This is a genomic window from Stappia sp. WLB 29, assembly GCF_023507705.1.
GTDB lineage: Bacteria > Pseudomonadota > Alphaproteobacteria > Rhizobiales > Stappiaceae > Stappia.
Genome location: NZ_JALBGD010000001.1, coordinates 164925 through 189758, shown reverse-complemented (window position 1 = coordinate 189758; position 24834 = coordinate 164925). Strand labels below are relative to the sequence as shown.

Annotated in this window: 25 protein-coding genes and 1 tRNA gene; 18 read left to right on the top strand and 8 right to left on the bottom strand. The window is 63.3% G+C overall.

All coding sequences use genetic code 11. From position 1 onward, the window contains the following. Positions 1–110 precede the first annotated feature (110 nt). On the bottom strand, positions 111–524 hold the full coding sequence (locus MNI96_RS00920) for a PaaI family thioesterase (protein ID WP_249690374.1): 414 nt from the start codon (positions 522–524) through the stop codon (positions 111–113). Positions 525–685: 161 nt separating this feature from the next. Here MNI96_RS00920 and MNI96_RS00915 point away from each other — a divergent pair, with 161 nt between their 5' ends. The 4 genes from MNI96_RS00915 to MNI96_RS00900 all read left to right on the top strand — a co-directional run bounded on the left by MNI96_RS00915 (position 686) and on the right by MNI96_RS00900 (position 3713). Then, positions 686–1516, top strand: coding sequence for an enoyl-CoA hydratase (locus tag MNI96_RS00915; RefSeq protein WP_249689496.1), 831 nt, complete (start codon positions 686–688; stop codon positions 1514–1516). 16 nt (positions 1517–1532) lie between these two features. Next, positions 1533–2054, top strand: coding sequence for a CoA-binding protein (locus MNI96_RS00910; protein ID WP_249690372.1), 522 nt, complete (start codon positions 1533–1535; stop codon positions 2052–2054). Positions 2055–2104: 50 nt separating this feature from the next. Beyond that, positions 2105–2302, top strand: a complete 198-nt coding sequence (locus MNI96_RS00905; RefSeq protein WP_249689494.1) for a hypothetical protein — start codon at positions 2105–2107, stop codon at positions 2300–2302. A 127-nt stretch (positions 2303–2429) separates the two neighbouring features. Continuing rightward, positions 2430–3713 (top strand): O-acetylhomoserine aminocarboxypropyltransferase, encoded by a 1284-nt coding sequence (locus MNI96_RS00900; protein ID WP_158192168.1) that lies wholly within the window; start codon positions 2430–2432, stop codon positions 3711–3713. 71 nt (positions 3714–3784) lie between these two features. Here MNI96_RS00900 and MNI96_RS00895 read toward each other — a convergent pair whose 3' ends face one another. Then, on the bottom strand, positions 3785–4888 hold the full coding sequence (locus tag MNI96_RS00895) for a COX15/CtaA family protein (RefSeq protein ID WP_249689492.1): 1104 nt from the start codon (positions 4886–4888) through the stop codon (positions 3785–3787). Positions 4889–5097: 209 nt separating this feature from the next. On the opposite strand from MNI96_RS00895, the gene MNI96_RS00890 reads away from it, so the two are divergent. Further along, positions 5098–5328: a DUF2842 domain-containing protein gene (locus MNI96_RS00890; RefSeq protein WP_249689490.1), complete on the top strand. Its 231-nt coding sequence runs from the start codon at positions 5098–5100 to the stop codon at positions 5326–5328. Here the strand turns inward: MNI96_RS00890 and MNI96_RS00885 are convergent. Continuing rightward, positions 5303–6382 carry a polysaccharide deacetylase family protein gene (locus MNI96_RS00885; RefSeq protein WP_249690370.1) on the bottom strand — a complete coding sequence of 360 codons (1080 nt, stop codon included), beginning with the start codon at positions 6380–6382 and terminating at the stop codon, positions 5303–5305. The two genes, MNI96_RS00890 and MNI96_RS00885, sit on opposite strands and share 26 nt — an antisense overlap. Positions 6383–6537: 155 nt before the next feature. Between MNI96_RS00885 and MNI96_RS00880 the strand changes: the two genes are divergently transcribed. Next, positions 6538–7752 carry a GNAT family N-acetyltransferase gene (locus MNI96_RS00880; RefSeq protein ID WP_249689489.1) on the top strand — a complete coding sequence of 405 codons (1215 nt, stop codon included), beginning with the start codon at positions 6538–6540 and terminating at the stop codon, positions 7750–7752. A gap of 84 nt (positions 7753–7836) precedes the next feature. On the opposite strand, the gene MNI96_RS00875 is transcribed toward MNI96_RS00880, so the two are convergent. Then, positions 7837–10047 carry an exopolysaccharide transport family protein gene (locus tag MNI96_RS00875; protein ID WP_249689487.1) on the bottom strand — a complete coding sequence of 737 codons (2211 nt, stop codon included), beginning with the start codon at positions 10045–10047 and terminating at the stop codon, positions 7837–7839. Between the two features lie 170 nt (positions 10048–10217). On the opposite strand from MNI96_RS00875, the gene MNI96_RS00870 reads away from it, so the two are divergent. The 12 genes from MNI96_RS00870 to MNI96_RS00815 all read left to right on the top strand — a co-directional run bounded on the left by MNI96_RS00870 (position 10218) and on the right by MNI96_RS00815 (position 21291). Beyond that, positions 10218–10775, top strand: coding sequence for a polysaccharide biosynthesis/export family protein (locus MNI96_RS00870; protein WP_249689485.1), 558 nt, complete (start codon positions 10218–10220; stop codon positions 10773–10775). Between the two features lie 125 nt (positions 10776–10900). Beyond that, positions 10901–12139, top strand: a complete 1239-nt coding sequence (locus MNI96_RS00865; RefSeq protein ID WP_249689483.1) for a glycosyltransferase — start codon at positions 10901–10903, stop codon at positions 12137–12139. Then, the gene (locus MNI96_RS00860; RefSeq protein ID WP_249689481.1) at positions 12136–13692 is read left to right on the top strand and encodes an undecaprenyl-phosphate glucose phosphotransferase; all 1557 of its coding nucleotides are present in this window, start codon (positions 12136–12138) and stop codon (positions 13690–13692) included. Before MNI96_RS00865 ends, MNI96_RS00860 begins: the two co-directional genes overlap by 4 nt. Then, positions 13689–14957 carry an O-antigen ligase family protein gene (locus MNI96_RS00855; protein ID WP_249689479.1) on the top strand — a complete coding sequence of 423 codons (1269 nt, stop codon included), beginning with the start codon at positions 13689–13691 and terminating at the stop codon, positions 14955–14957. Before MNI96_RS00860 ends, MNI96_RS00855 begins: the two co-directional genes overlap by 4 nt. Before the next feature lie 72 nt (positions 14958–15029). Next, a tRNA-Pro gene (locus MNI96_RS00850) sits at positions 15030–15106 on the top strand. A gap of 545 nt (positions 15107–15651) precedes the next feature. Then, positions 15652–16044: a DUF930 domain-containing protein gene (locus MNI96_RS00845; RefSeq protein ID WP_249689476.1), complete on the top strand. Its 393-nt coding sequence runs from the start codon at positions 15652–15654 to the stop codon at positions 16042–16044. Positions 16045–16180: 136 nt separating this feature from the next. Further along, positions 16181–16471 (top strand): ribbon-helix-helix domain-containing protein, encoded by a 291-nt coding sequence (locus MNI96_RS00840; RefSeq protein ID WP_120268050.1) that lies wholly within the window; start codon positions 16181–16183, stop codon positions 16469–16471. Between the two features lie 168 nt (positions 16472–16639). Beyond that, positions 16640–17035: a VOC family protein gene (locus tag MNI96_RS00835; RefSeq protein WP_249689474.1), complete on the top strand. Its 396-nt coding sequence runs from the start codon at positions 16640–16642 to the stop codon at positions 17033–17035. Between the two features lie 30 nt (positions 17036–17065). Then, a complete protein-coding gene (locus MNI96_RS00830; RefSeq protein ID WP_249689472.1) occupies positions 17066–17590 on the top strand; it encodes a Twin-arginine translocation pathway signal in 525 nt (174 codons plus the stop codon). A gap of 14 nt (positions 17591–17604) precedes the next feature. Then, positions 17605–19176 carry a GMC family oxidoreductase gene (locus tag MNI96_RS00825; RefSeq protein ID WP_249689469.1) on the top strand — a complete coding sequence of 524 codons (1572 nt, stop codon included), beginning with the start codon at positions 17605–17607 and terminating at the stop codon, positions 19174–19176. A gap of 226 nt (positions 19177–19402) precedes the next feature. After that, positions 19403–20656: a PQQ-dependent sugar dehydrogenase gene (locus tag MNI96_RS00820; protein ID WP_249689466.1), complete on the top strand. Its 1254-nt coding sequence runs from the start codon at positions 19403–19405 to the stop codon at positions 20654–20656. 2 nt (positions 20657–20658) lie between these two features. Further along, a complete protein-coding gene (locus MNI96_RS00815; RefSeq protein ID WP_249689464.1) occupies positions 20659–21291 on the top strand; it encodes a c-type cytochrome in 633 nt (210 codons plus the stop codon). Positions 21292–21315: 24 nt separating this feature from the next. Here MNI96_RS00815 and MNI96_RS00810 read toward each other — a convergent pair whose 3' ends face one another. The 4 genes from MNI96_RS00810 to plsX all read right to left on the bottom strand — a co-directional run bounded on the left by MNI96_RS00810 (position 21316) and on the right by plsX (position 24548). Beyond that, the gene (locus MNI96_RS00810) at positions 21316–21993 is read right to left on the bottom strand and encodes a MerR family transcriptional regulator (RefSeq protein ID WP_249690368.1); all 678 of its coding nucleotides are present in this window, start codon (positions 21991–21993) and stop codon (positions 21316–21318) included. A gap of 27 nt (positions 21994–22020) precedes the next feature. Beyond that, a complete protein-coding gene (locus MNI96_RS00805; protein WP_120268056.1) occupies positions 22021–22341 on the bottom strand; it encodes an integration host factor subunit alpha in 321 nt (106 codons plus the stop codon). A gap of 171 nt (positions 22342–22512) precedes the next feature. Further along, positions 22513–23484, bottom strand: coding sequence for a beta-ketoacyl-ACP synthase III (locus tag MNI96_RS00800; RefSeq protein ID WP_249689462.1), 972 nt, complete (start codon positions 23482–23484; stop codon positions 22513–22515). A gap of 2 nt (positions 23485–23486) precedes the next feature. Further along, the gene (gene plsX / locus MNI96_RS00795; RefSeq protein WP_249689460.1) at positions 23487–24548 is read right to left on the bottom strand and encodes a phosphate acyltransferase PlsX; all 1062 of its coding nucleotides are present in this window, start codon (positions 24546–24548) and stop codon (positions 23487–23489) included. Between the last annotated feature and the right edge of the window lie 286 nt (positions 24549–24834).

Sequence of the window (24834 nt, the reverse complement as noted above, 5' to 3'; positions counted from 1 at the left end):
CGCACTGTCAACGCATTTGAAAACCGCATTGTCGAAAATTATTCAGCAAAAACAATTCTCTAGAAAAACGGTATATAAATACCACAAACAAACAGGTATTTTTCCCCTCGTCAGCGGGGCGGGATCGAGTAGGTGGCGGTTGCATGGGCCACCAGATCGCCCCCTGCCCGGCCGGTAATACCGCATTCGGTTACGGCCAGACGCTTGCCGAGCTTGAGCAACCGGCATGTGCCGACGAGATCGCCCGGCTCGGGTTTGCGCAGGAAGTTCATATTGAGATTGGTGGTGACGGCCAGCGCCACCGGCCCGATATGCGCCAGGATTGCCGCGTAGGCGGCGAGATCTGCGAGCGCCATCATCGTCGGCCCGGAGATCGTCCCGCCAGGACGCAGGTGCTTCTCGGACGACTTGACCGACAGCACAGCCTCTCCCGGCGCAACCGACTCGATTTCGTAAATGCGTCCATCCGCGTGGATCTGCGGAAACTCGCGATCCAGAAATGCATTGAGCTCGGCGACGGTCATGATGGGCTGCACGGATCCGGTTCCTTCCCTAGTGGTCTTTCTCTTTTGACGCTTTCGTTAACGTAAGCTGGAAAAAGCGACAAGTCCCAAGGGGGAACGAAGGTCCGCTTTGTCGGGCCTGCGGCTTGCCCTATAACGAGGGCAAACAGGGAGAAAGCGCCATGACCGATGCAACAGCGGCAAAAGCCGCGGCGACCAGCGAGAGCGGGCCGATCGCCCAGGACCTGTCCTTTGGAGTGTTGCGACTGACGCTCAATCGCCCCGAGCGGCGCAACTCGCTCTCCGAAGAGATGATGGCCGCGCTACAGAACGCGCTGGACGCCGCAGCCGAGAATGCCGCGGTCCGGGTGATCGTGCTGCGGGCTGAAGGGAATGTGTTCTGCGCCGGGCACGATCTCAAGGAGATGACCGCAGCCCGCAGACATTCGGACCGCGGCCGCGTCTACTTCACCGAGGTGATGAACCGCTGCGCCCGATTGATGCAAACGATCGTCACATACCCCAAGCCGGTGATCGCCGAGGTCGACGGCATGGCGACCGCAGCCGGGCTCCAACTCGTCGCCTCGTGCGACCTGGCCATCGCCAGCGACCGCGCCCGCTTCTGCACCCCCGGCGTCAGTATCGGACTGTTCTGCTCGACGCCGATGGTGGCCCTGTCGCGCAATGTCTCGCGAAAGCAGGCGATGGAGATGCTGCTGACCGGCGAGATCATCGATGCCTCGACGGCGCGCGAGTTCGGCCTCGTCAATCGGGTCGTGCCGGCTGACTACCTTGCACAGGTGACGGCGAAATATGCCGAGACCATCGCCTCCAAGTCGCCGCTGACGCTGAAGATCGGCAAGGAGGCCTTCTACGCCCAGGCCGAGATGTCACTGGCCGATGCCTATCGCCATTGCGCCCAGGTAATGGTGGAGAACATGCTGGCGCGCGATGCGGAGGAAGGCATCGGCGCCTTCATCGAAAAGCGGACGCCCGAGTGGACCGGCGAGTGAGAAAACCGTGAGTGAGATCCAGCACGACACCTATCCGGATAGTTATATCCGCGCGATCCTAGACGACGTGAAGAGCATCGCCATGGTCGGCGCGAGCCCGAACGCCGTCCGCCCCTCCTATTTCGTCCTGAAATACATGCTGTCGAAGGGATACGAGGTCTTCCCGATCAACCCGGGTCATGCCGGCAAGGAGATCCTCGGCCAGAAGGTCTATGCCAGCCTCGCCGACGTGCCCTCGCCGATCGACATGGTCGATATCTTCCGTAATTCGGACGCCGCGCTCGCGGTGACGCAGGAGGCGCTGCAGCTTTCCCCGCTTCCCAAGGTCGTCTGGATGCAGCTTTCGGTGAGGAACGACGAAGCGGCCCGGCTCGCAGAGGCCGCCGGCGTGCGCGTCGTCATGAACCGCTGCCCGAAGATCGAATACGGCCGCCTGTCGGGCGAAATCGGCTGGACGGGCGTCAACTCGCGCACGCTTTCGGCCAAGCGCCCGGCGCTGAAAGGCGGCTTCCAGCACCGCGGATTGCGGAAGGGTTGAAGGGACGGGCGATCCAGGAAATGTCTCCTGTCCCTGGATAGGATCAGCGGATGGAAACGCTGCTCGATCCGCTTGCTTCTCCCTACAATCTTGCCGTCCTTGCGGCGATCGCAGTGCTCGTGGCCGCCGCGCTCGTCATGATCGCCCACGGCAAGCGAGAGGGTAATTATGGCAGCGAGCGCTTCTCCCGTGCAACCCATGACACCGGTGTCTTCGACAGCGACACAAGCGGCTGCGACGGCGACTGAAGCGCGACGCTGCGCGCTTCTTTCGACAAGACCGTTTCCCCCAGACACCTGAATTGAAATCGCTTTCCTTTGACCTGCCTGCGGGCATCGGCCAGTATGCCGCCGATTTGCAGTCCAGGAGGAGTTCATGAGCGACCGCATTCCCGGTTTTTCGACGCTGGCCATCCATGCCGGCGCGCAGCCCGATCCGTCCACCGGCGCTCGGGTGACGCCGATCTACCAGACCACGTCCTTCGTCTTCGACGACGTCGATCACGCGGCATCGCTGTTCGGGCTGCAGGCCTTCGGCAACATCTATACCCGCATCACCAACCCGACGACCGCGGTGCTCGAAGAGCGCGTTGCGGCCCTGGAAGGCGGCACCGCAGCGCTTGCCGTGGCGTCCGGCCACTCGGCGCAGCTTCTCACCTTCCACACGATGATGACGCCGGGCGACAACATCGTCGCCGCCAACAAACTCTATGGCGGCTCGATCAACCAGCTCAACCATTCGTTCAAGAGCTTCGGCTGGGAAGTGAAGTGGGCCGACGCGCAGGATCCGGAAAGCTTCGCCGCGCTGATCGACGACCGCACCCGTGCGATCTTTGTTGAGAGCCTGGCGAATCCGGGCGGTGTCGTGGTCGATCTCGAGGCGATCTCGAAGGTCGCCAAGGCCCATAATGTCCCGCTGGTCGTCGACAACACCCTGGCCACCCCATATCTGTGCCGTCCGATCGAGCACGGCGCAGACATTGTGCTGCACTCGCTGACCAAATTCATGGGCGGGCACGGCAATTCGATGGGCGGCGTCATCGTCGACGGAGGCAGCTACGACTGGTCATCGACCGACCGCTATCCGATGCTGTCGAAGCCGCGCCCGGAATATTCCGGCATGGTGCTGCACGAGACCTTCGGCAACTTCGCCTTCGCCATCGCTTGCCGCGTGCTGGGCCTGCGCGACCTCGGCCCGGCGATCTCGCCGATGAATTCGTTCATGATCCTGACCGGCATCGAAACGCTGCCGCTGCGCATGCAGCGCCACAGCGACAACGCGTTAAAGGTGGCACAGCACCTGGCCGGTCACGATAAGGTGGCGTGGGTGTCCTATGCTGGCCTTCCGGGTGATGCGAACCACGCCAAGCAGCAGAAATACATGCCGAAGGGTGCGGGCGCGGTCTTCACCTTCGGCGTAAAAGGCGGCTATGACGCCGGCGTTGCGCTCGTCTCGAACTGCCAGATCCTGTCGCATCTCGCCAATATCGGCGACACGCGTTCGCTGATCATCCACCCAGCCTCCACCACCCACCGCCAGCTCACCGACGAGCAGAAGACGGCGGCCGGCGCAGGTCCGGACGTGGTGCGCCTGTCGATCGGCCTGGAGGACGCGGAAGACATCATCGCCGACCTCGACCAGGCTCTGGCCTCGGTCTGATCGAACAGCGTTCCCTGGAAACGAGAAAGCCGGGCGAATTGCCCGGCTTTTTTGTTTCATCGTGATGTACGTCAGGCGCGAACGGGCTCGGCAAAGCGCGCCCGCGCCCAGAACTCCACGATCGCCATCATCACAATGACGATGAAGCCCTGATGGGAGAGCGCCAGCCAGAATGGCACGTGGCCGAGCAGCGTGCCGATGCCGATCACCATCTGCACGAAGAGAACAGCGACCACGGCATGGGCGGCTCCGCGCAGATGGCGCGCGGCCTCGCGCCGATAGACCGCCCACATCGCCCACAGCGCAAAGCCGACGATCAGATAGGCAGTCATACGGTGCTGGAACTGGACCGTCAGAACGTTCTCGAAGTGATTGATCCAGGCCGGCGCCATGGTCCACAGCCCGGACGGGATGAACTCCCCGTCCATCAACGGCCATGTGTTGAAAGACAGGCCCGCCTTGAGACCCGCGACCAGCCCTCCCAGGAAGATCTGCAGTACCAGCAGGGCGAGCAGAAGTTTCGCCGTCCCCGAGAATGGTCGCGAGGTTTGCGGGCTCGCCGAGGTCCGTTTCGCCGGGATCAGCGCGAGATGGCGCGCCAGGGCGAAGAGGTAGATGAAGATCAGGCAGGCGAGCGTCAGATGGGTTGCGAGCCGGTACTGGCTGACATCAACCCGCTCGGCTAGACCGGACACGACCATCCACCAGCCGACGACGCCCTGCATGCCGCCGAGCACGAACCCGCCGACGAGCCAGGGCAGCAGCCACTTTTCGATCCGCCCGCGCCACCAGAACCATACAAGCGGAACAAAGAAGGCAAGACCGATGATGCGGCCTAGCAGGCGGTGTCCCCACTCCCACCAGAAGATGAACTTGAACTCCTCCAGCGACATGCCCTTGTTGATGAGCTGGTATTCGGGGATCTGGCGGTATTTTTCCAGTTCCTCCTCCCACTCCGCAACGGAAAGTGGAGGGATGACGCCGTGGATCGGTTTCCACTCGGTGATGGAAAGGCCGCTGTCGGTCAGCCGCGTTGCGCCGCCGACGACGATCATGGCGAAGATCAGGACGCAGATGGCGTAGAGCCACAGGCGGATCGCCTTGCGGTCGGACGCGATGCGAGCGGTGGCGTCATCCAGCCGAGCGGAGAGCGAGGCTGCCGTCGTGTCGGACATGGGGAGTTACCGTGCCGTGATAGGTGAAAGCGGCACGGAGTGTGCCGCAAGCCTGAGCGGGGTTATAGGCACCTGCATCGGAAGACAAGGACTTGACGAGCGGGGGCGCTGTGACACATGCACACATGCGACCCTGGCAAGGGCCGGTTCCAGTTGCTCAGCTACAGTCAGCGGGCCGGATGCCCTGCCCCTACCGATCCGGAGACGAGATGCGAAATCCGCTGCGCAAATTCATCGGCATGTTGGTGCTGGTCATCTTCGTGATCTCCTACGCCTTTACGGCGATGGTCATCGGCGACATGACCTTGCAGCAGTCGTCCCGCTTGGTGCAGATGCTGTATTTCGGCATCGCAGGCATCGCCTGGACCATCCCGGCAGGCGCCATCATCTGGTGGATGGAGCACGGTTTCCGGATCAGCCGCAGGCAGGATGCGGATTGATCGTATCTCGCAGGCGGCGCGCCGCGTTGTAAACGGGAAACGGCGCGCCAGTGAGGTACTGCGAGACAATCGCCTCGTTCTGGAAATAGCCGTTCAGCGAGATGCGCGGCAGCGCCATCGGCTCCAGGCCGGATGACAGGACCCCTGGACGCGTCGTGACGGCGGCAGAAAAGCCAAGTTCGCGGATCACTTCCATCGACTGCACGTTGACGGCCGCCTCGTAGCCATATGGATAGGCGAAGACGCAGGGCCGAACACCGAGTTCCTGCTCCAACCGCTCCAGCCCTTTGGCGACATCCCGTCGCATACGGTCGCGCGTCAGGCGCGCCAGTGCATAGTGATCATGAGTGTGCGCCCCGACCGAAAACAGCGGATCGCGCAGCATTGCGCGCAATTCGTCCCAACTCAGGATCAGTTCTTCGGCAAGACCAGGCAGGTCGATCCCGTGGATGGTTGCCAGCCGGCGCAACTCGAGACGCTGCGAATCCTCGCCGAGATCCCGGGTAAACCAGTGCAGAAGATGGCAGAAGACCTTCTCCTTGTCCGCGTCGGTACGGGCAGGAAAGCGGCGCATGCTGGCGCCGACCGGAACCTCCACCTCATCCGCGGTCGCGACGATCCTTTCCAGCGCTTCCCACCAGATCTCCGAACTGCGATCGGCAAACCCGGACGTCACGAAGATGGTGAAGGGTGCCGAATGGCGTTTCAGCACCGGCAAGGCGTGGATGAGATTGTCGCGATACCCGTCATCGAACGTCAGCGCAGCGAAGCGTTTGCCGTCGTAATCCGGCTCGCGCATGCGCGCCACGGCCGTTTCCAGCGAGACGATTTCCAGTCCGGACGCGCGGATCTGCCGTATCGTGCGATCAAGGAATTCGGGCGTCACAGTGAGATGGGCGTTGGGAGCAAAGCCCCTCGGCGCCTCTGCCGGCCGCACGCTATGCAGAGTGAAGATGACGCCTCGACCGCCGGTCAATGGCGACAAAAGACGGCCCACCCCGCTCCAGTGCAGGAGCTTGCAGCCTCCAGCCAGCAGGTGACGCCGCAGATCCATCTTCGCCAAACGCCCCTTCCGGCGAACACTCACCGATTTTTCAACTGGCGGGAGCATATCGACGTTTTCTTTAGAACTCCTTGCTAGTCAGAGCGGTAATCGAACAAGTGGCAATCAAGTCAACAACGACGAGAACATGGCGGATGGGGAACGCAATGATCAGGTCGATCGGATTGTTCCAGTCTGGTGACTGGGATACGATGGACATTGAAGCGATGAGGCTGGATGCCATGCTCGAAAATGGCGAATTCGCCGTGCATACGCATCGAGATCCGGCGGACGCAGCTTGTGCCTGGCGCCATCTGGAGGAAAACGCCTTCGGCACGCTGTTCACCAGCTACGAGTGGCTCGCTTCCTGGTACGAACATGTAGGACGGCCCCGTGGTATCGAGGCGGTCATCGTCGTTGGAGAAATCGACGGCGAACCCGCGTTTTTACTGCCCCTTGCCGTGATGAAGGCATGCGGCGGCGCGCTGCGGCTCGGCCGGTTCCTGGGTGACTTTCACGGCAACCAGAACAGCGGCCTTTGGCGGCGGGACGTGTTCGCCGGCATCCATGGCACGAGCTTGCGCAAGGCCTTGCTGCGCATCGGGCGGGAACACCGGATCGACCTTTTCGACCTCAAATATGTTCCGGCAGCCATGGACGAGCGTGTGCATCCGCTGATCGACCGTCACGCCACAGAAAGCCTGAACGCGGTCCACGCATTTGCGCTCGGGCCTGATTTCGACGCCCTCTATAAGCAACGCCGCAGCGCCAGCGCCCGCAAGAAGCTGCGAGTGAAGGAAAAGAAGCTCGCAGAACTCGGCGGTCTCGTCTGGCGCAAGGCGGCGGACGAGGAAACGGCCATGCATTTCCTTGACACGCTCGTGACGCAGCGCAGCGCGCGGCAGGCCTCGCAGGGCATTCCCAACGTGTTCGAGCCGGCGGATGTACGCGGCTTTCTTGCCGACCAGTTGAAGGGGGCGATCCGCGATCACTCGGAGCACGTCACCATCCACGCGCTGGAAGCGGGAGGGCGGATCCGCGCGACCTACCTTTGCGGTGTGCAATACGGCCGCTACCACGCCTACACCAACAGCATCGACGAGGACGTCGCGGTCTGCAGCCCCGGCGATATCCTGCTCAATCATGTGATTGCGGATGCTTGCCGGCTTAGTGCCCATACGTTCGACTTCGGCCTTGGCGCGGAGCGCTACAAGACGGCCTGGGCCGACAAAGAAGTGCTGATGGATGTCGAGATTCCCGTGACGCTCAAGGGGCACCTTGCTCAGCGCGGGATCAAGCAGGTGCGAAATCTCAAGCGCCGGATCCGCAACACGCCGGCGCTCTGGCAGGTGGTTCGCGCCATGCGCAAGCTGAAGGGCTGAGCAGCCCCAAGCGATTGCCCAATAAAAAAAGGCCAGGCATTTCGCCTGGCCTTTTCGTTTCAGGTCAGCTTTCCTTCGGAAGGGTCAGGCGGCCATGTCGGTCCGTCCTGCCCTCGCCCTGGTCCCGTCGCTCACCGTCTCGACGATCACCGGCGCGCCGGTCTGGTCTTCGAGCATCCGCATGGCATCTTCCATCTCCGGATCGGCAGGCGCTCCACCCGACGCCACCACGACCTGGTCTGCCATGGCCAGGATCTGGGCGCTGATGAGGGAATCGTCGATCAGGCCGAGATCGAAGAACACCTGGTCATAGGTGTGGTCGATCGCTTCCATCAGCATCTCGAACCGCTCGTTCTGCGCAAGTTCGTCATCGATCGCACGACGCCCGGCCTCGATCACGTGAGCGCGAGACGCCGCGTCGCGGTAGATGACGCCGGCAAAGGAGGCCGTGCCGTCGAGCAGTTCGGCAAAGCCGGGAACGGCCTCCGGGTCGGCGAGATCGGGTCGTACCTCGAGAAACAGCGGCATCACGCCCTCCTCTGCCGCTGTGCGGACCAGACGGAAAGTGACGCTCTGCGAGATCTCGTCGCTATCGACGCTGAGCACGGCGACACGGCGCGGACGCGCGGAGGAAACAGGCGCGACAGGGCCGTCCAGCCCTGACACGGCTGGCGCCCCGACGGCTTCCTGCGGTGCCTCATCGACGTCGCCCTCTGCCGAGGCTGCGGCGGCCGGCTGTACCGAAGCAGGAGCAGACCAGCCATAGGAGAAGGTCGAGGCACCGGCCCCGTATGCCGGCACGGCACCAGTCCGGGCTGCCGCCTGTGTGTCGGCCCCTGCATATGGCGAACCGGTGCCTTCGCCCGGTTCTATGACGCGGGTGACGAATGCCCGGCCAGAGACGAACACGCCGAGAATGACGGCAATGGCGGAAAGCATGAGCGCTACGAATGCAGCGATGGCGACCGTCTGCGGCACCTTGGGGGAGAACGGCTCCACCGGCACCGTGGCGCGGGAGATAACACGAGCATCGGCGCCGATGGCCGTGGCATTGCGCCGCGTATCTGCTTCGCGATAGCGGGTCATCAACTGGTCCAACTGGGTCGTCTTGACCGCCGCTTCCCGCTCCAGATCCCGCAGCCGCACCTGGTCGTCATTGGACTGGGCTGCGCGTGTCTTCAGCTGTTCCAGGGTCGCCTGCAGAGAGGCGACCCGCTCCTGCTGAATGCCGGCCTCGTTTTCCAGGCCGGCAGCCACACGCCCCGCCTCCTGGCGGATCTGGCGCTCGAAATCGTCGAGCTGCGATCGCAGCGCACGAATCTGCGGGTGGTTGGGTAGCAGCGTCGTCGACAGTTCGGCGATGCGGGCCTGTAGCTCCACCTGACGCTCGCGCAGGCGCTGAATGAGCTGCGAATTCAGCACATCCTGCATTCCGTCGAGCGAGCCGCCGCCGGCAAGCTGGCTGCGGATCAGTTTGGCCCGCGCCTCGGCCTGCGACTGGGCAGCACGCGCGTCGGACAGCTGGGTGCCGATCTCGCCGAGTTGCTGGCGGTCGAGCGTCTGGTTGTCGGCACCGAGCAGGAGATCGTTCTGCGACCGGAACTCCTCCACGCGCTTCTGGGCCGCCTGAACCTCCTCGCGCAGCCGCTCGATCTGCGGCTCCAGAGAGGCGGCCGCAATGTCGGTCGTCTCGCGCTTCACCGACGACTGCAGGTCCAGATATTCCTCGACAACCGCATTTGCGATCCGGGCAGCGAGCTCCGGATCGCGGGAGACGTAGCGAACGGAGATGACACGCGAGCCGTCGACGCGGAAAACCTCGAGATTGTCGTAGAAGACCTTAAGCACCCGCTCCTCGCGGGTGTTGCTGCCCGTGTCACGCATGAGACCGAGCGCCACGAACATGTCGCGGACCAGGCTGCTGGAGCCGGCCTCGAACTCCGCAACGCTGGCAAGATCCAGTCGCTGGGCGACGCGTCGCATTAGGTCTCGAGACTGCAGCAGCTCGACCTGGCTGGCGACACCCTCGGTGTCGAGCAGCGCCCTTTCCTCTTCCGCGCCGCGCACGTCGCCGGGATAGACGATGTTCGAAGTCTCGATCAGCACCTTCGATTCGGCGCGATAGCGCGCAGGAACAAACTGGAGAATGAGAAAGGTGAGGATCACCACCGCAGCCACGAGCGGCACGATCCAGCGCAGAGAACGACGCAGTGCCGAAAGGATCGCCGAAAGGTCGATCTCGACGCGCTCGTCGACGCCGGGCGGGCGGGCGTCAGGTGCGTGCGGCTGATTCATGCTCGCTACTCCGGAAGGGTATCTGCGAGGATGATGACGATTCATGGTAAGCGGAGAGTTAACCTCCGATCGATATCGTGAACCTGCAAGACGATACCGACACCGCCGGGATTCACCGCAAGTTAACCACGTTGCGGAAAAGAATGGGGCAATCGCTTCAGGAGATCGGAATGTTCACGCGCCTCATCGCCGTCCTCTGCCTGGCTCTGACGGTCGCCGCCTGCAGCGGATACCGCCAGCCTCCCACGGCATTCCACGACATCCTCACAAAGCCGTATCGCCTCGATTCCAGCGATGTGCTGAGAGTCATCGTCTTCGGCCAGCAGGACCTCAACAACACCTATACGGTGGATCAGGCCGGTTATATCGCGATGCCGCTCATCGGCAGCGTCGCGGCGCGCGGCCTGACGGTCCGCGAACTCGAAGCGCAGATCACGAACCGCTTGAAAAACGGATATTTGCGCGACCCGGACGTTTCCGTGGAGGTTGCGACCTACCGTCCCGTTTTCGTCATGGGCGAGGTCGCGAATGCCGGACAATATCCGTACGTGGCGGGCATGACGGCCCAGAACGCAATCGCAACCGCCGGCGGCTTCACGCCTCGCGGGCAGCAGAACTCGGTCGACATCACGCGCCAGATCAACGGCGAAGTGATCAGCGGCCGCGTCCCGATCACCGACCCCGTTCGGCCGGGCGATACGATCTACGTTCGGGAGCGATTCTTCTAATCATCCCACGGCTTTCTCCCGGCCGGCGGATTAACCAGCGACTCATCCCTGTCTGCTAACGTTCTTCGAGCGTGACCTGGAAGATAATCCAGGCATGCTGAAGCGTTGAGCCAGGGAGTTTCCAGATGACCGCCGCGCCCTTGCGCATCGTTCACATCGTTCGCGCCCCGATCGGCGGCATCTTTCGTCATATCTCGGACCTGGCGCTGGCCCAGACCCGCGCCGGGCATCAGGTCGGGGTAATCTGTGACGCCTCGACCGGCGGCACCTTCGAAGCAGAAGCCATTGCACGCCTCGCACCGCAGCTGGCGCTCGGCATCGCACGCTTCCCGATGCGCCGGCATGTTACACCCGCAGACATTGGGGCCGCCCTCTCTCTCTTCCGTCATGTGCGCGACCTGCAGCCGGATGTCCTGCACGGCCACGGCGCCAAAGGCGGGGTATTTGCGCGTTCGATCGGAACTCTGCTGCGGCTGCGCGGACGAAAGGTCACGCGAATCTATTGCCCGCACGGCGGCAGCCTTCATTACGATCCGCAGCGACTCGAAGGGCGCATCTATTTCGTGCTGGAACGGCTGCAGGAGCGTTTCACTGACGGTCTCATCTTCGTATCCGATTACGAATATTCCGCATACGAATCGAAAGTCGCGCAGCCGAAGGTTGCCGCGCGCGTCGTCTATAACGGACTGGCACCGGAAGAATTCTCCGAAGTGCCGCCCCAGCCGAATGCGGCCGACTTCATGTTCATCGGCATGCTCAGAGACCTGAAGGGTCCGGATCTTTTCATTCAGGCGCTGGCACAGCTGGAAAGAACCTACGGAATGACCGCACGCGCATATATCGTCGGCGAAGGCGAGGATCGCCCACGTTACGAGGCGATGGTGCGCGAATTCGCTCTGGAGCAGCGCGTCACTTTCCTCGGAGCCATGCCCGCGCGTGACGCCTTCCGCAAGACACGCTGCGTCGTGGTACCTTCCCGCGCCGAAGCCATGCCGTATATCGTCCTGGAAACGGTGGCTGCGAAAGTGCCTCTGATCGCAACGCGAGTGGGAGGCATTCCCGAGATCTTCGGACGGTTTTCCGATAAGCTGGTGACGCCGGGCAATGCCGAAGAATTGGCCGCCGCCATGGCGGCGGCCTTCAGCGATCCGGACGCCATGCGCCGACGGGCGGAGGGGCAGCGCAAGTGCCTTTCGGAAACCTTCAATGTCGAACTGATGAACGACCGCATCACCTCGCTCTATCTGGAGACCCGAGGCGTGAAGCGGCCAGACAAGGCTGGGCGGAGCCCGGAGGCGCCGACGCTGGTTTCCGCCAGCGCTTTGGCGAACCGGGAAGCCGGCTCGCCGGGCAGGCATGAATGAAGGAGGCAAAGGACGTGCCGCCGCACCACACAGCACAACTGCTGCACAGCGTCATGCCCAGCAGCGCCGAGATGGAGGCTGAAAACGCTGCGCAGCACAACAACAGCAAGCTGTCGCCGCTGGCTATCAAAATCGCCAACGGCCTGCAGACCTCGGTCGTCTCGCCGAGCGTGCTTGGCGGCACCGTGCGCCTTGCCGACCTTGCCATCGTGACAGCTTTCGGCTTCGCCTCCATGCATTCCGGAGGCATACCGCTGGCGTCTTCGACGGCGCTGCTGCCGGTGGGCACTGCGCTGTTGCTGGCCTCGGCCTTCTTCCAAGCTTCGGACTGCTACCAGATACCCTTGATGCGCAACACGGTCGCGCAGGCGGCACGTATCACCATCGCCTGGACGCTGGTGTTCGTCACTCTGTTCATGGCCAAGACGTTCGGCAATGTCATGCGCGGGTTGCCGGGAGATCTGCTGATCATCTGGTACGGGTTTGGCCTCGCAACGCTGCTGACGACCCGCACGCTGGTCACGATCTTCGTGCGCAAATGGACGCGGGAGGGCAGGCTGGAGCGCCGTGCGGTGATCGTGGGCGGCGGTCAGGTGGCGGCAGACTTCATTCACGAGATCGAACGCCAGCCCAACAACGACATCCGCATCTGCGGCCTGTTCGACGACCGCAAGGGCGACCGCTCGCCCGAGATTGTCGCCGGCTATCCGAAGCTCGGCACCGTCAGCGACCTTGTCGAATTCGCCCGTATCGCGCGCATCGACATGCTGATCGTGACGATCCCGCTGCGGGCCGAAAAGCGGCTGCTCGAGTTCCTGAAGACCTTGTGGGTGCTGCCGGTGGATATCCGCCTGTCGGCCCATACCGACAAGCTCACCTTCCGTGATCGTGCTTCGTCCTTCATCGGCACTGTGCCGATCGTCGATGTGGTGCACAAGCCGCTGGCCGATTGGGACAGCATCGCCAAGCGCGCCTTCGATCTGGCTGTCGCCAGCCTGATGATCGTGCTGCTGTCGCCGGTGATGATCGCGACCGCGCTTGCAGTGAAGCTCGAAAGCAAAGGACCCGCCCTTTTCCGCCAGAAGCGCTACGGCTTCAACAACGAGGTGATCGAGGTCCTCAAGTTCCGTTCGATGTATCACGAGATGGCGGATCCGACGGCCAAAAAGGTCGTGACACGCAACGACCCGCGTGTCACCCGTGTCGGCCGATTCATCCGTCGTTCGTCGCTCGACGAACTGCCTCAACTCTTCAACGTGCTGAAGGGCGATCTGTCGCTTGTGGGGCCGCGTCCGCATGCAGTCAACGCCCACACCAACGAGAAACTCTGGGACGAGGTGGTCGACGGCTACTTCGCCCGCCACAAGGTCAAGCCGGGCGTGACCGGCTGGGCCCAGATCAACGGCTGGCGCGGCGAAGTGGACACGCCTGAGAAGATCCAGAAGCGCGTCGAGTACGACGTCTACTACATCGAGAACTGGTCGATCCTGTTCGATATCAAAATTCTGCTGGCCACGCCCCTCGCCCTGTTCAAGTCGGAGAACGCCTATTGAGCACGGCCGCCCATACCGGTCTTGCCGGCGGCGCGGGCCTGCGCATCGACGCGCGCGTCATCGGCACGATCGCGCTGTGGGTGGTGACGTTTCTCGGCGGCTTCGTGCTTCGCGAGCCGGCGCCGTATGAGCTGGCGATGGTGGTGGTGCTCTCCGGGTGGTTGCTCGCCAGTCCGAGATTCTCCCCGGCCGTCGGCCCGCTCCTTCTGCTGATCGTTTTGTTCATCTGCGGCGGACTGATGGCGACGCTGATGTCGGACGATTTCGGCGAAGCGATCATGTACATCGCCGTGACCGGCTTTCTGGCGCTTACCGCCGTGTTTTTCGCAGCTGTCACCGCCAGCGATCCCACGCGCCTCGTGACCATCGCCAACGCCTATACGGCGAGTGCTGTGATCGTCGCCATTCTCGGCATCGGCGGTTATTTCGGTGTGCTGCCCTCGAGCCTCTTCACGCTGTACGGCCGTGCCAAGGGCACCTTCCAGGACCCGAACGTCTTCGGCCCCTTTCTGGTGCTGCCCTGGGCCGTCGCCCTGCATGCGGTCCTGACTCGCCCGCTTGGTCGCGCACTCATCGCCATTACCATCCTTGCGGTGCTCAGCTTCGGCATCCTGCTCAGCTTTTCGCGCGCAGCCTGGGGCCTCGCCGCGTTTTCCGGAGCCGGGCTCTACGCCATCCTGTTCTGCATGACGCAGGATCGCGGCGAACGCAGCCGGCTCATCCTGTTCGGTATCGCAGGCACTCTTGCACTCCTTGCGATGATCGCCGTCGCGCTGTCGGTGGATTCGATCTCCGGCATGCTCCTGCAGCGCGCGAAGCTGGTGCAGGACTACGACACCGCGCGCCTCGGCCGCTTCGCGCGCTACTCTCTCGGCTTTCAGATGGTGCTCGACAATCCCTTCGGTCTCGGGCCTCTGCAGTTCCGCAATTTCTTTCCGGAAGACGAGCACAACACCTATCTGAAGGCCTTCACCACCTATGGCTGGCTCGGCGGCGTCGCCTATCTGTCGCTTGTCGTCTTCACCACCATCCGTCTGTTTCCGCTGGTTTTTCAACGGCGGCCCTGGACCTGGGCGGCCCAATGCGTGTTCGTCGTCCTGCTCGGCCACATGTTGATGTCGGCGATCATCGACACCGACCGCTGGCGTCACCTCTACTTGCTCTACGGCCTCGCCTGGGGACTTATCGCCTGCGAATATGCCTGGAGAAGCTCGGCCAGTCGGCGTCTCTCCACAACCGGCGCCAGGGTCGCGCATCAGCGATGAGTGCGTGGCCTTAAGCGCTTGCGCGCGTCTTGCGAAGCGGATAGAGAGAACGGGCTCGCGACAGCGGGCAGTCGGGCAGTAGCGCAGCCTGGTAGCGCACTTCACTGGGGGTGAAGGGGTCGTCGGTTCAAATCCGGCCTGCCCGACCATTTTTTGCAATCCAGCCGATTGCACGACATGCCTGCAGCGACCGGGACCCTGGCGAGCGCGCGGTGTGAAGCCAAATTTTCCAGGACCTCCCGACAATTCAGGGCCGCTCCGCGGCCGGACGGACGGGGCCGAAGCTCTCCCGGCGAGCGCTCTTGCGGACGCGGACAGCTCACCGGACAGCGGCTGGCATCCGGTCAGCCTAGCACTATCGCTGGCGCTTCACGTTGCAGCTGCGCTTATTCTGATCCTCTTCGCCGATCCGCCGGAGCCCTATGGCGTTGCCGGCGACGAGGCAATGGAGGTCGTCCTTGTCTCGCCAAACACGCGCCCTTTGCCACAGCAGCGCGCGCCCGAAGTGCCGCAAGAGCCCCTGCCCCAAACGGATGCTTCCATCAACGAACCATCTGCTCGCGCCCCTGGGTCGCCCCGTGCTCAGCCAGAGCAGGCGGCTCGCGCCGAGACCTTGTCCGAGCCCCGCGTGCCAGCCAGCCCGTCCGGCAAGGCGACTGACCGGCTGACTGAGGCTCCTTCACGCGAGCGTGCAATGGTCGCGGCACGCACGCTCTACACCTCGCGGCTTCGGGAGACTGCTCTCGGCCGCGCCTCGCTGGCCGACCTAGCCCTTGCCGATCCCGAGGAGCGGATCTTCCAGCTGTGCACCTACGAAGCCGTCGAGCAGTTGCGGCGGGAACACCCCAAGCTGCGATTCGAATACGCGATCGCCGAAGCGCGCGAAGAGGCAACGCTGTCCGGACGCGAGCTAGAAGCCAAAGGGGCCGCCATCCAGGGGCGCAGCCGCTGGTACGACTTGGTGTTCCGCTGCGAGGTCGCAAGCGACCTGACGGGGGTGACGGCCTTCTCTTATCTGCTCGGTGCGGAAATCACCCGCCCCGAGCGCGACGACCTCGATCTTCCCACGGACGGGCCGATCCACTAACGAGATATCGTACGTAGTCCATCAAGCCGGCGCACAGCTTGTCCTGAGGTCTACTTGTGCAAGACGCGAACGGCGCTACCATGCCTGCCAAGGACCGGGAACACTCAAGTCCGGCCGTCATGTGGGAGGACTGCACATGTGCCATCTCTTTGCCGGACAGGATCCCGGCGACTACGAGCCCGAAACCCGGCGCCTGCGACTCAACGGCCAAAGCACCAGCATCCGGCTCGAACGATCGTTCTGGGAAATCATTGACGAGATCGCGCAGAGCGAGGGCGTCAGCACGCCGGCCTTCATCTCGAAGCTTCATTCCGAGGTGCTGGAACTGCGCGGCGAAACGCGCAACTTCACCTCCCTGCTGCGCTGTGCCTGCCTTGTGCGGCTTCGGCAGACCTTGCCCCAGCTGCATCTGGAGGCGGCAGAGTAAAAAATCGCCTGTAGTAAAACTTTACTACCCGCGAAGTGAATCCCGGACGCATCCTTTCTCCATCGGAAGAACTGGGCACCAGCCTTCTGGCCGCGGTCTTGCGGCCTGAGCAGTCCGATTGAAGAAACCTGCCGGCACTGCCGTCAGGACTGATCCGGGAGAACACTCGTGGCGAAATGCATACACGCGATGATCCGCGTGATCGATGAAGCTCGTTCCACTGGCTTTTACAGAACCGCTTTCGGGCTCGACATTGCCGACCGGTTCGAGTTCGACGACTTCACTCTCATCTATCTCAGAAACGACGACGCGGATTTCGAGGTCGAGCTGACGGTCAACAAGGGACGCACCGAGCCTTACGACCTCGGGAACGGCTATGGGCACCTCGCCTTCTGTGTCGACGACCTCGATGCGGAACACGCCCGCTTCGAACAGGCGGGGCTCGCTCCGCGCAAGATCGTGGAGTTCAACCGCGACGGCGCGCTGCTGGCCCGTTTCTTCTTCGTTCAGGATCCGGACGGCTACCAGATCGAGGTGCTGCAGCGCCACGGCCGCTACCGCTGAACGGGGCAACCGTTTCGGGAGGGAGGAAAAATGACCGAAACACTGACCCATAGGAACATGACCAGACGGCAATTGCTGGCGCGCAGCGCGGCAGCAAGCGCGGCGTTCGTCATCGGACCAGGCTTCTTCGCCGCCAGCAATGCGGCATGGGCAATGGAGGTCGCCCATCTGAAGCCACAGACCCTGGCGACGCTCGTGCAGATGGCGCGCGACATCTATCCGCACGACCGCATTCCCGATGAGCACTACGTTGTCGCGGTCAAGGGATACGACACTGCGGAGAAGGCAGCGATGGTCGAGGCAGGCGTCGCCGCGCTCGACGCGGCCGCCCAGGGCAAGGGGCATGCCGGTTACCTCGCAATCGGCTGGGAACGCGAGCGCGTCGACCTGCTCCGGGGGATGGAAGACAGCGCCTTCTTCCAGGCCGTGCGCGGCGGGCTCGTGACCGGGCTCTACAACCAGAAGGCCGTCTGGCCGCTGTTCGGATACGAGGGAGAGAGCTACTCGCTGGGCGGTTACATCGACCGGGGCTTCGACGACATCAACTGGCTCTGAGGGAGGAGACTGTCATGGCCGCACCATTCGACTTGAACGACGACAGCGTCGTCGTGGTCATCGGGACAGGCGCCGGCGGCGGTGTCCTGGCCAACGAACTGGCCCAGAAGGGCGTCAGCGTTGTGGCACTGGAAGCCGGCGGGCGCTACCTGCCGGAAGACTACATCAACGACGAGTGGGAGAGCTTCGGGCAACTGGCCTGGCTCGATCCGCGCTCGACCTCCGGTGATTGGCGCGTGGCCAAGGACTTTTCCGGACTGCCGGCCTGGATCGTCAAGGCGGTCGGCGGCACCACCACCCACTGGGCAGGTGCCTCGCTGCGGTTCCAGCCGCACGAGTTCAAGACCCGCACCACCTACGGCAACGTGCAGGGCGCCAACCTCCTGGACTGGCCGATCGATCTCGCCGAAATGGAACCCTGGTACGAGAAGGCGGAGGAAAAGCTCGGCGTCACGCGCACAGGCGGACGCGAAGGCCTGCCGGGCAACAACAACTTCAAGGTGCTCGAGGCCGGCGCTCGGCAGCTTGGCTACAAGGAAGTCCATACCGGACGCATGGCCATCAACTCGGCCGAGCGCGACGACCGCTATGCCTGCCAGCAGACCGGCTTCTGCTTCCAGGGATGCAAGTGGGGCGCCAAGTGGTCCGCCGCGTATACGGACATCCCTCGCGGCGAGGCGACCGGAAACCTGGAGGTGCGCGAACGCGCGCATGTGCTGCGCATCGAGCATGATGCGGCCGGCAAGGTGACGGGCGTGCTTTACGCCGACAAGGACGGCAGCCAGCACCTGCAAAAGGCGCGCGTCGTCTGCGTGGCGGGCAACTCGATCGAGAGCCCCCGCCTACTGCTCAACTCCGCTTCCAACCTGTTCCCGGACGGGCTCGCCAACTCTTCCGGCCAAGTGGGACGCAACTACATGCGTCACATGACCGGATCGGTCTATGCGGTGTTCGACAAGCCGGTCCGCATGTGGCGAGGCACGACGATGGCCGGCATCGTACAGGACGAAGCACGTCACGATCCCTCGCGGGGATTCGTGGGCGGCTACGAGTTGGAGACCCTGTCCCTGGGGCTGCCGTTCATGGCGGCGTTCCTCGACCCCGGCGCATGGGGCCGCGAGTTCACCACGGCGCTGGACTCGTACGAGAACATGGCCGGCCTGTGGATCGTCGGCGAGGATATGCCCCAGGAGACCAACCGGATCACCCTGAACCACGACATCAAGGACCAGTACGGACTACCGGCGCCGAACGTGCATTTCACCGACCACCCAAACGACATCGCGATGCGCAACCATGCCTACAAGCAGGGCATCGCGATCTACGAGGCGGTCGGCGCAACGCGCACCTTCCCGACGCCACCCTATCCCTCCACCCACAACCTCGGTACCAACCGCATGTCGGAAAACCCGAGGGATGGCGTGGTCAACCGCTGGGGCCGGGCCCATGACGTGCCGAACCTTTATGTATCGGACGGCAGCCAGTTCACCACGGGTGCCGCGGAAAACCCGACGCTGACGATCGTGGCGCTGGCGATCCGGCAGGCGGACCATATCGCCTCGGAGATGTCGCGCGGCGTGCTCTAGCTCTTGCCCCCATGCTTCGGGAGGCGGCAAGACGTGCGTTTCTGGCCGCCTCCCGGAATAATTGCAATATTTGTCATATGTATGATTTTATATCCCCCCGCTCACCTGCCCGGATGCGGCTCTCCGTCCTCAAGGAGAGCCGCATCCGGGATCTTTGTGGGCACCAATCGGGACGAAGATCCCGAACCAGCGGCCGTGGAGGCGGTCGCTCATTCCGGAGGAAACGATGAAGACCTTTCTGCTTGCAAGCATCGGCCTGCTGGCCGCGACATCCCTCGCCGCCGCGCAAGCGCCGGTGCCGGACAACCTTGAGAAACTGTCGAATTTCCAGAGCACCGGCACCACGGAATTCACATTTGTGGAGCAAAGCGGCGCCTATGCCGATGGCATCCGCGAGACGCTGAAACGCATCAAGCTGCCGGCCGGGTTCAAGATCGATCTCTACGCCGTGGTTCCCGATGCCCGCCACATGGCCGTCGGGCCGCAGGGCATCGTCACCTTCGTCGGCACACGCAAGGACAAGGTCTGGGCCGTGACCGACCGCAACAAGGATCGCGTTGCGGACGAGGTGAAGGACTTCGCTCCCTCGCTGAAATTCGCGATCCCGAATGGCCCCTGCTTCTCGAAGGACGGCTTCCTCTATATCGCCGAGCAGAACCGCGTCCTGGTCTATCCGGCGGCCGAATTCTTCTACGAGAGCCCCGACGTTGCCGCCTTCAACGTCGTCAAGCAGGGCGACCTCGTGCCAGCAACGGAGGAGAGCTACAATCACACGGCGCGCGTGTGCAAGATCGGCCCCGACGGCAAGCTATACATCTCGCTCGGCCAACCGTTCAACGTGGCACCGGCGGAGAAGCTGGATCTCTACAACGAGCACGGCATCGGCGGCATGATCCGCATCAACACCGACGGCACGGGGCGCGAGGTCTACACCTACGGTATCCGCAATTCCGTCGGCCATGACTTCCACCCCGAGACCGGCGAATTGTGGTTCACCGATAATCAGGTGGACGGCATGGGCGACGATATCCCGCCGGGCGAGATCAATCGCCAGACCGCGGCGGGCCAGCATTTCGGGCACCCCTGGTACGGCGGCGGCAGTGTGCGCACCACCGAATATGCCGGGCAGGAAGTGCCCGTCGAGGTGGTGATGCCGGCGGTCGAAACCGTGGCTCACGCAGCAGATCTCGGAATGGCCTTCTATACGGGCCGGCAGTTCCCGGAGAAGTACAAGAACGCGATCTTCTCCGCCCAGCACGGGTCGTGGAACCGGACGGAACCGGTCGGCGCCCGCGTGATGGTGACCTTCGTCGACGGAGAGGGCAACGCCACCACCGAAGCCTTCGCCGAAGGCTGGATCGACGAGAACGGCGAGTATCTCGGCCGACCCGTCGATGTCGCACAGCTGCGGGACGGTTCGATCCTGGTCTCCGACGACCTCGCCGGAGCCCTCTATCGCATCTCCTACGAGGGGAACTGAGAATGAGACGATCGGCGATGGCGCTGGCCTGTGCAGCGCTTCTCGCAGGCCCGGGCCTGGGCGGGATAGTTCCCGCCCGGGTGCTCGGCTCCTCCCCTGCCCTTGCCGAAACCGTCAAGGGCGATCCGGCTGCGGGGCGCAAACGTGCCGGCATGTGCCGGACCTGCCATGGCCTCGACGGGATGGCGCGCATCCCGATCGCGCCGCATATCGGCGGAGAGCCTCCGACCTATCTGCGTGCGCAACTAAAAGCCTTCAGGGATGGCCAGCGCGTGCACGAAATGATGAGCGTCGTGGCCAAGTCACTGGACGATACGGCGATTGCCGACCTTGCCGCCTGGTATGGATCGCATCAGGCCAGCGCCACCCTGCCGCCCGGCATCTCGGCGAATGCAGCGCCGGCGCAGTGCAGCGCCTGTCATGGGGAAACGGGCATCGGACAGATGGACGATGTGCCGAACCTTGCGGGAGAAAGCGCGATCTATATCGACACGCAGTTGAAAGCCTTCCGGCTCGGCAAGCGCAAGCATGAGGTCATGTCGACGATTGCGGAGGATCTCACCGACGAGGACATACGCGCCTTCGCCGACTGGTATGCAGCGGTGAAACTGGAGATCGCTCCGCCAGTACAATAAGCGCAGCCGCACGACAGTCGAACGCTACCGCGCCTGATCGAGGATTCTCTTGCACTCCAGCAGCTCGAAGAGAGTCGCCTGAAGCCGGCGGATGTCATCCTTTGAGAGGTTGCCCGACAGGCTCTCGCCCCTATCGCCCAAAAGACGCTCCATAAGCCGAAGGCCGGCGCGGGCCTGCGGCATGTCTGCGGAGGCGGCGCTATCGGCGATGATGCCCCGCGGCAACGGCTCCGTGTCATCCTCATCCGCGGAAAATTGCGGCTCCGCCTTGTGGCGTGCCTGCGGCTCGGCCTGGCGAGGCGAGGCGTCCGAGGCCTCGATCTGTCGCCGGGCGGTCGGCGCAGCACGCGTTGGCATTGCGGCGTCGGCGTCGTCGTCGGCCACCTGCTGTGCGGCGAGCGCGGCCAGCGCAATACCGTCCTCGCGCCAGACCTGCATGACGAAGCGCGGCCCCTGCTCTTTCAGGATCCGCTGCACGCCCTTGATCGTGTACCCCTCGCCGTAGAGAAGATGGCGGATGCCGCGCAGCAGATCGATATCATCCGGCCGGTAATACCGTCTACCGCCGCCGCGCTTGAGCGGGCGGATCTGGGAGAAACGGGTTTCCCAGAAACGCAAGACGTGCTGAGGCAGATCGAGATCATCTGCGACCTCGCTGATCGTGCGAAAGGCGTCGGGGCTTTTTTCGACCGTCGCTGAAATGGTGCTTCATCGTCCTTTGGCGCTGTCTCAGTCGCCGTTTTCGGACGCTCCCATCATGGTCTCGTTGATGCGCTTCTTGAGCACGTTCGATGGCTTGAACACCATGACCCGGCGGGGGAGGATCGGCACCTCCTCACCGGTCTTCGGGTTCCTGCCGATGCGCTCGCCCTTGGACCGGACGACGAATGATCCGAAGGAGGAAAGCTTCACCGACTCCCCTGCTACGAGGCAGTCTGCGATTTCCGACAGGACCTTTTCGACGAGCTCCGAGGATTCCGATCTGGAAAGGCCCACTTTCTGGTAAACCGCCTCACAAAGATCGGCGCGCGTTACTGTCCTGCCGCTCATAGTCCCTCCTTGGCCGAACCTCGTGGCTCGACGGTGTCAGGGATTGTTTTCTTTGACCCTTCAGGGCCCACCGAACCCGGATAGCAGCCTATTGGCTCGCGCGCAGGCGGTCAACAGTCTGCCGGGGCTGCAGTTCGCAAAAAGTTCACAGGGCTCAAGCCTTTGCGCAGGCTACCAGCGCAGCAGCGACGCCCCCCAGGTGAAGCCTCCGCCCATCGCCTCGAGCATGATCAGGTCGCCGCGCTTGATGCGTTCGTCGCGCACAGCCTGATCCAGTGCAAGCGGGATCGAGGCCGCCGACGTGTTTCCGTGATCCTCAAGGGTCACGACGACCTTTTCCGGATCGATGCCGAGCTTCTTGGCGCTCGCGTCGATGATGCGGCGGTTGGCCTGATGTGGGATGAACCAGTCGAGCGCCTCGGCGTCCGTGCCGGTCGCCTCGAAGGCCGCCTCGACCACGTCGGTGATCATCGAGACCGCATGACGGAAGACTTCCTTGCCCTGCATACGCAGGTGGCCGACGGTCTGGGTGGAGGACGGCCCGCCGTCCACATACAGCTTGTCCCTGTGCGCGCCATCGGATCGCAGATGCGAGGTCAGCACGCCGCGGTCCGACGTGGTCCCCTCGCCTTCGGCGGTTTCCAGAACAATGGCACCGGCACCGTCGCCGAACAGAACGCAGGTCGTACGGTCCTCCCAGTCGAGAATTCGCGAGAAGGTCTCCGCGCCGATCACCAGCGCCCGCCGGGCCATACCTGCGCGCAGATAGGCATCGGCAGTGGCCAGTGCATATACGAAGCCCGAGCACACCGCATGGACGTCGAACGCAAACCCGCCGGAAATGCCGAGCTTGTGCTGAACGGTCACGGCCGTTGCGGGAAAGGTGTTGTCGGGCGTTGCGGTCGCGAGGATAATGAGATCAATGTCGGTCGGTTTGCACCCGGCCGCCTCAAGCGCCTTGCGTGCGGCAGCAACAGCGAGATCGGAGGTGAATTCGCCTTTGGCGGCGATATGGCGCGCATGAATGCCTGTTCGCTGCACAATCCACTCGTCCGAAGTATCCACCATCTTGGCCAGATCGTCGTTGGTGAGCCTGCGCGCAGGAAGATAGCTGCCAGTTCCCAGAACGATGGATCGCTTCACTGTCACTTATCACCTTCCGATCCGTCCCGCGGCTCGAACCGGCCGCGATGGTAATTCTTCAGATCCTGAGAAATCTTGTTCATCAGGTCGTTACGGGCCATGTCGTAAGCCAGTTCGACAGCGGCTGCAAAGCCTTCCGCATCGGTCCCGCCATGGCTCTTGATGACAATACCGTTCAGGCCGAGAAACACGCCGCCATTGACCTTGCCCGGGTCCATCTTCTCACGAAGACGGTCGAACGCGTCCTTGGCAAGCAGGTAGCCCAATTTTGCGCGCCAGGTCCGGTTCATCGCGGCGCGCAGGTAGCTGCCGATCTGACGGGCAGTTCCTTCTGCCGTCTTCAGCGCGATATTGCCGGCAAAGCCTTCCGTCACCACCACGTCGACGACGCCTTTGCCGAGATCGTCGCCCTCGACGAAACCGGCATAGGTGAGCGAACGCAGGTTGGCCTCTCGCAGGAGACGTCCGGCCGTGCGCACCTCTTCCAGACCCTTGACCTCCTCGACGCCGATATTCAACAGACCGACGGTCGGACGCTCGATCGAAAAGAGAATACGCGCCATGGCGCCGCCGAGCAGCGCGAAATCGATCAGTTGCTGGGCATCGGCACCGATGGTCGCGCCAACGTCGAGAACGATGGACTCGCCACGCATGGTCGGCCAGATGGCGGCAATGGCAGGCCGCTCGATATTCGCCATCGTGCGCAGGCAGAACTTCGACATGGCCATCAGCGCGCCGGTATTACCGGCGGAGACGGCGACATCCGCATGGCCGGTCTTCACCGCCTCGATGGAGCGCCACATGCTCGACTTCCAGCGCCCCTGGCGCAGGGCCTGACTTGGCTTGGCGTCCATGGCGACCGAGACCTCGCAATGATGCAGGGTCGACGCCTCGCGCAGACGCGGACGCGCCTGCAGCAGCGGCGCCACGATGTCCGAGTTGCCATAAATGGAGAAGCTGATGTCGGGGCGCCGCTCAAGCGCCAGGGCTGCGCCGGGTACGACGACTTCCGCCCCCCTGTCGCCGCCCATTGCATCCAGCGAGATTCGAACCGTTTGAGCCATTGTCCGTGTCTTCTGGATCGGCGCCCGCGTCTCGTTTACCCGAGCGAGGAACACTGCCGATCGGCACTGCTGTCCCGAATTTCCGATCCTTCACAAAGGGCCGGGACGACCGTTCCGCCGTCGTATTCTTCTGTCGCCTGTGCCGCCCTTCGGGTCGTCTCACAAGGTCCCGCACCTCACTGATGGAGTGTGCTGGTGGTGCGGTCGACAAGCAACGCTCAGCCCACCCCCATCATTTGAAGCGTTGGGAACATACCCGTTTACAACGGCGAGACAACAGCTTTCT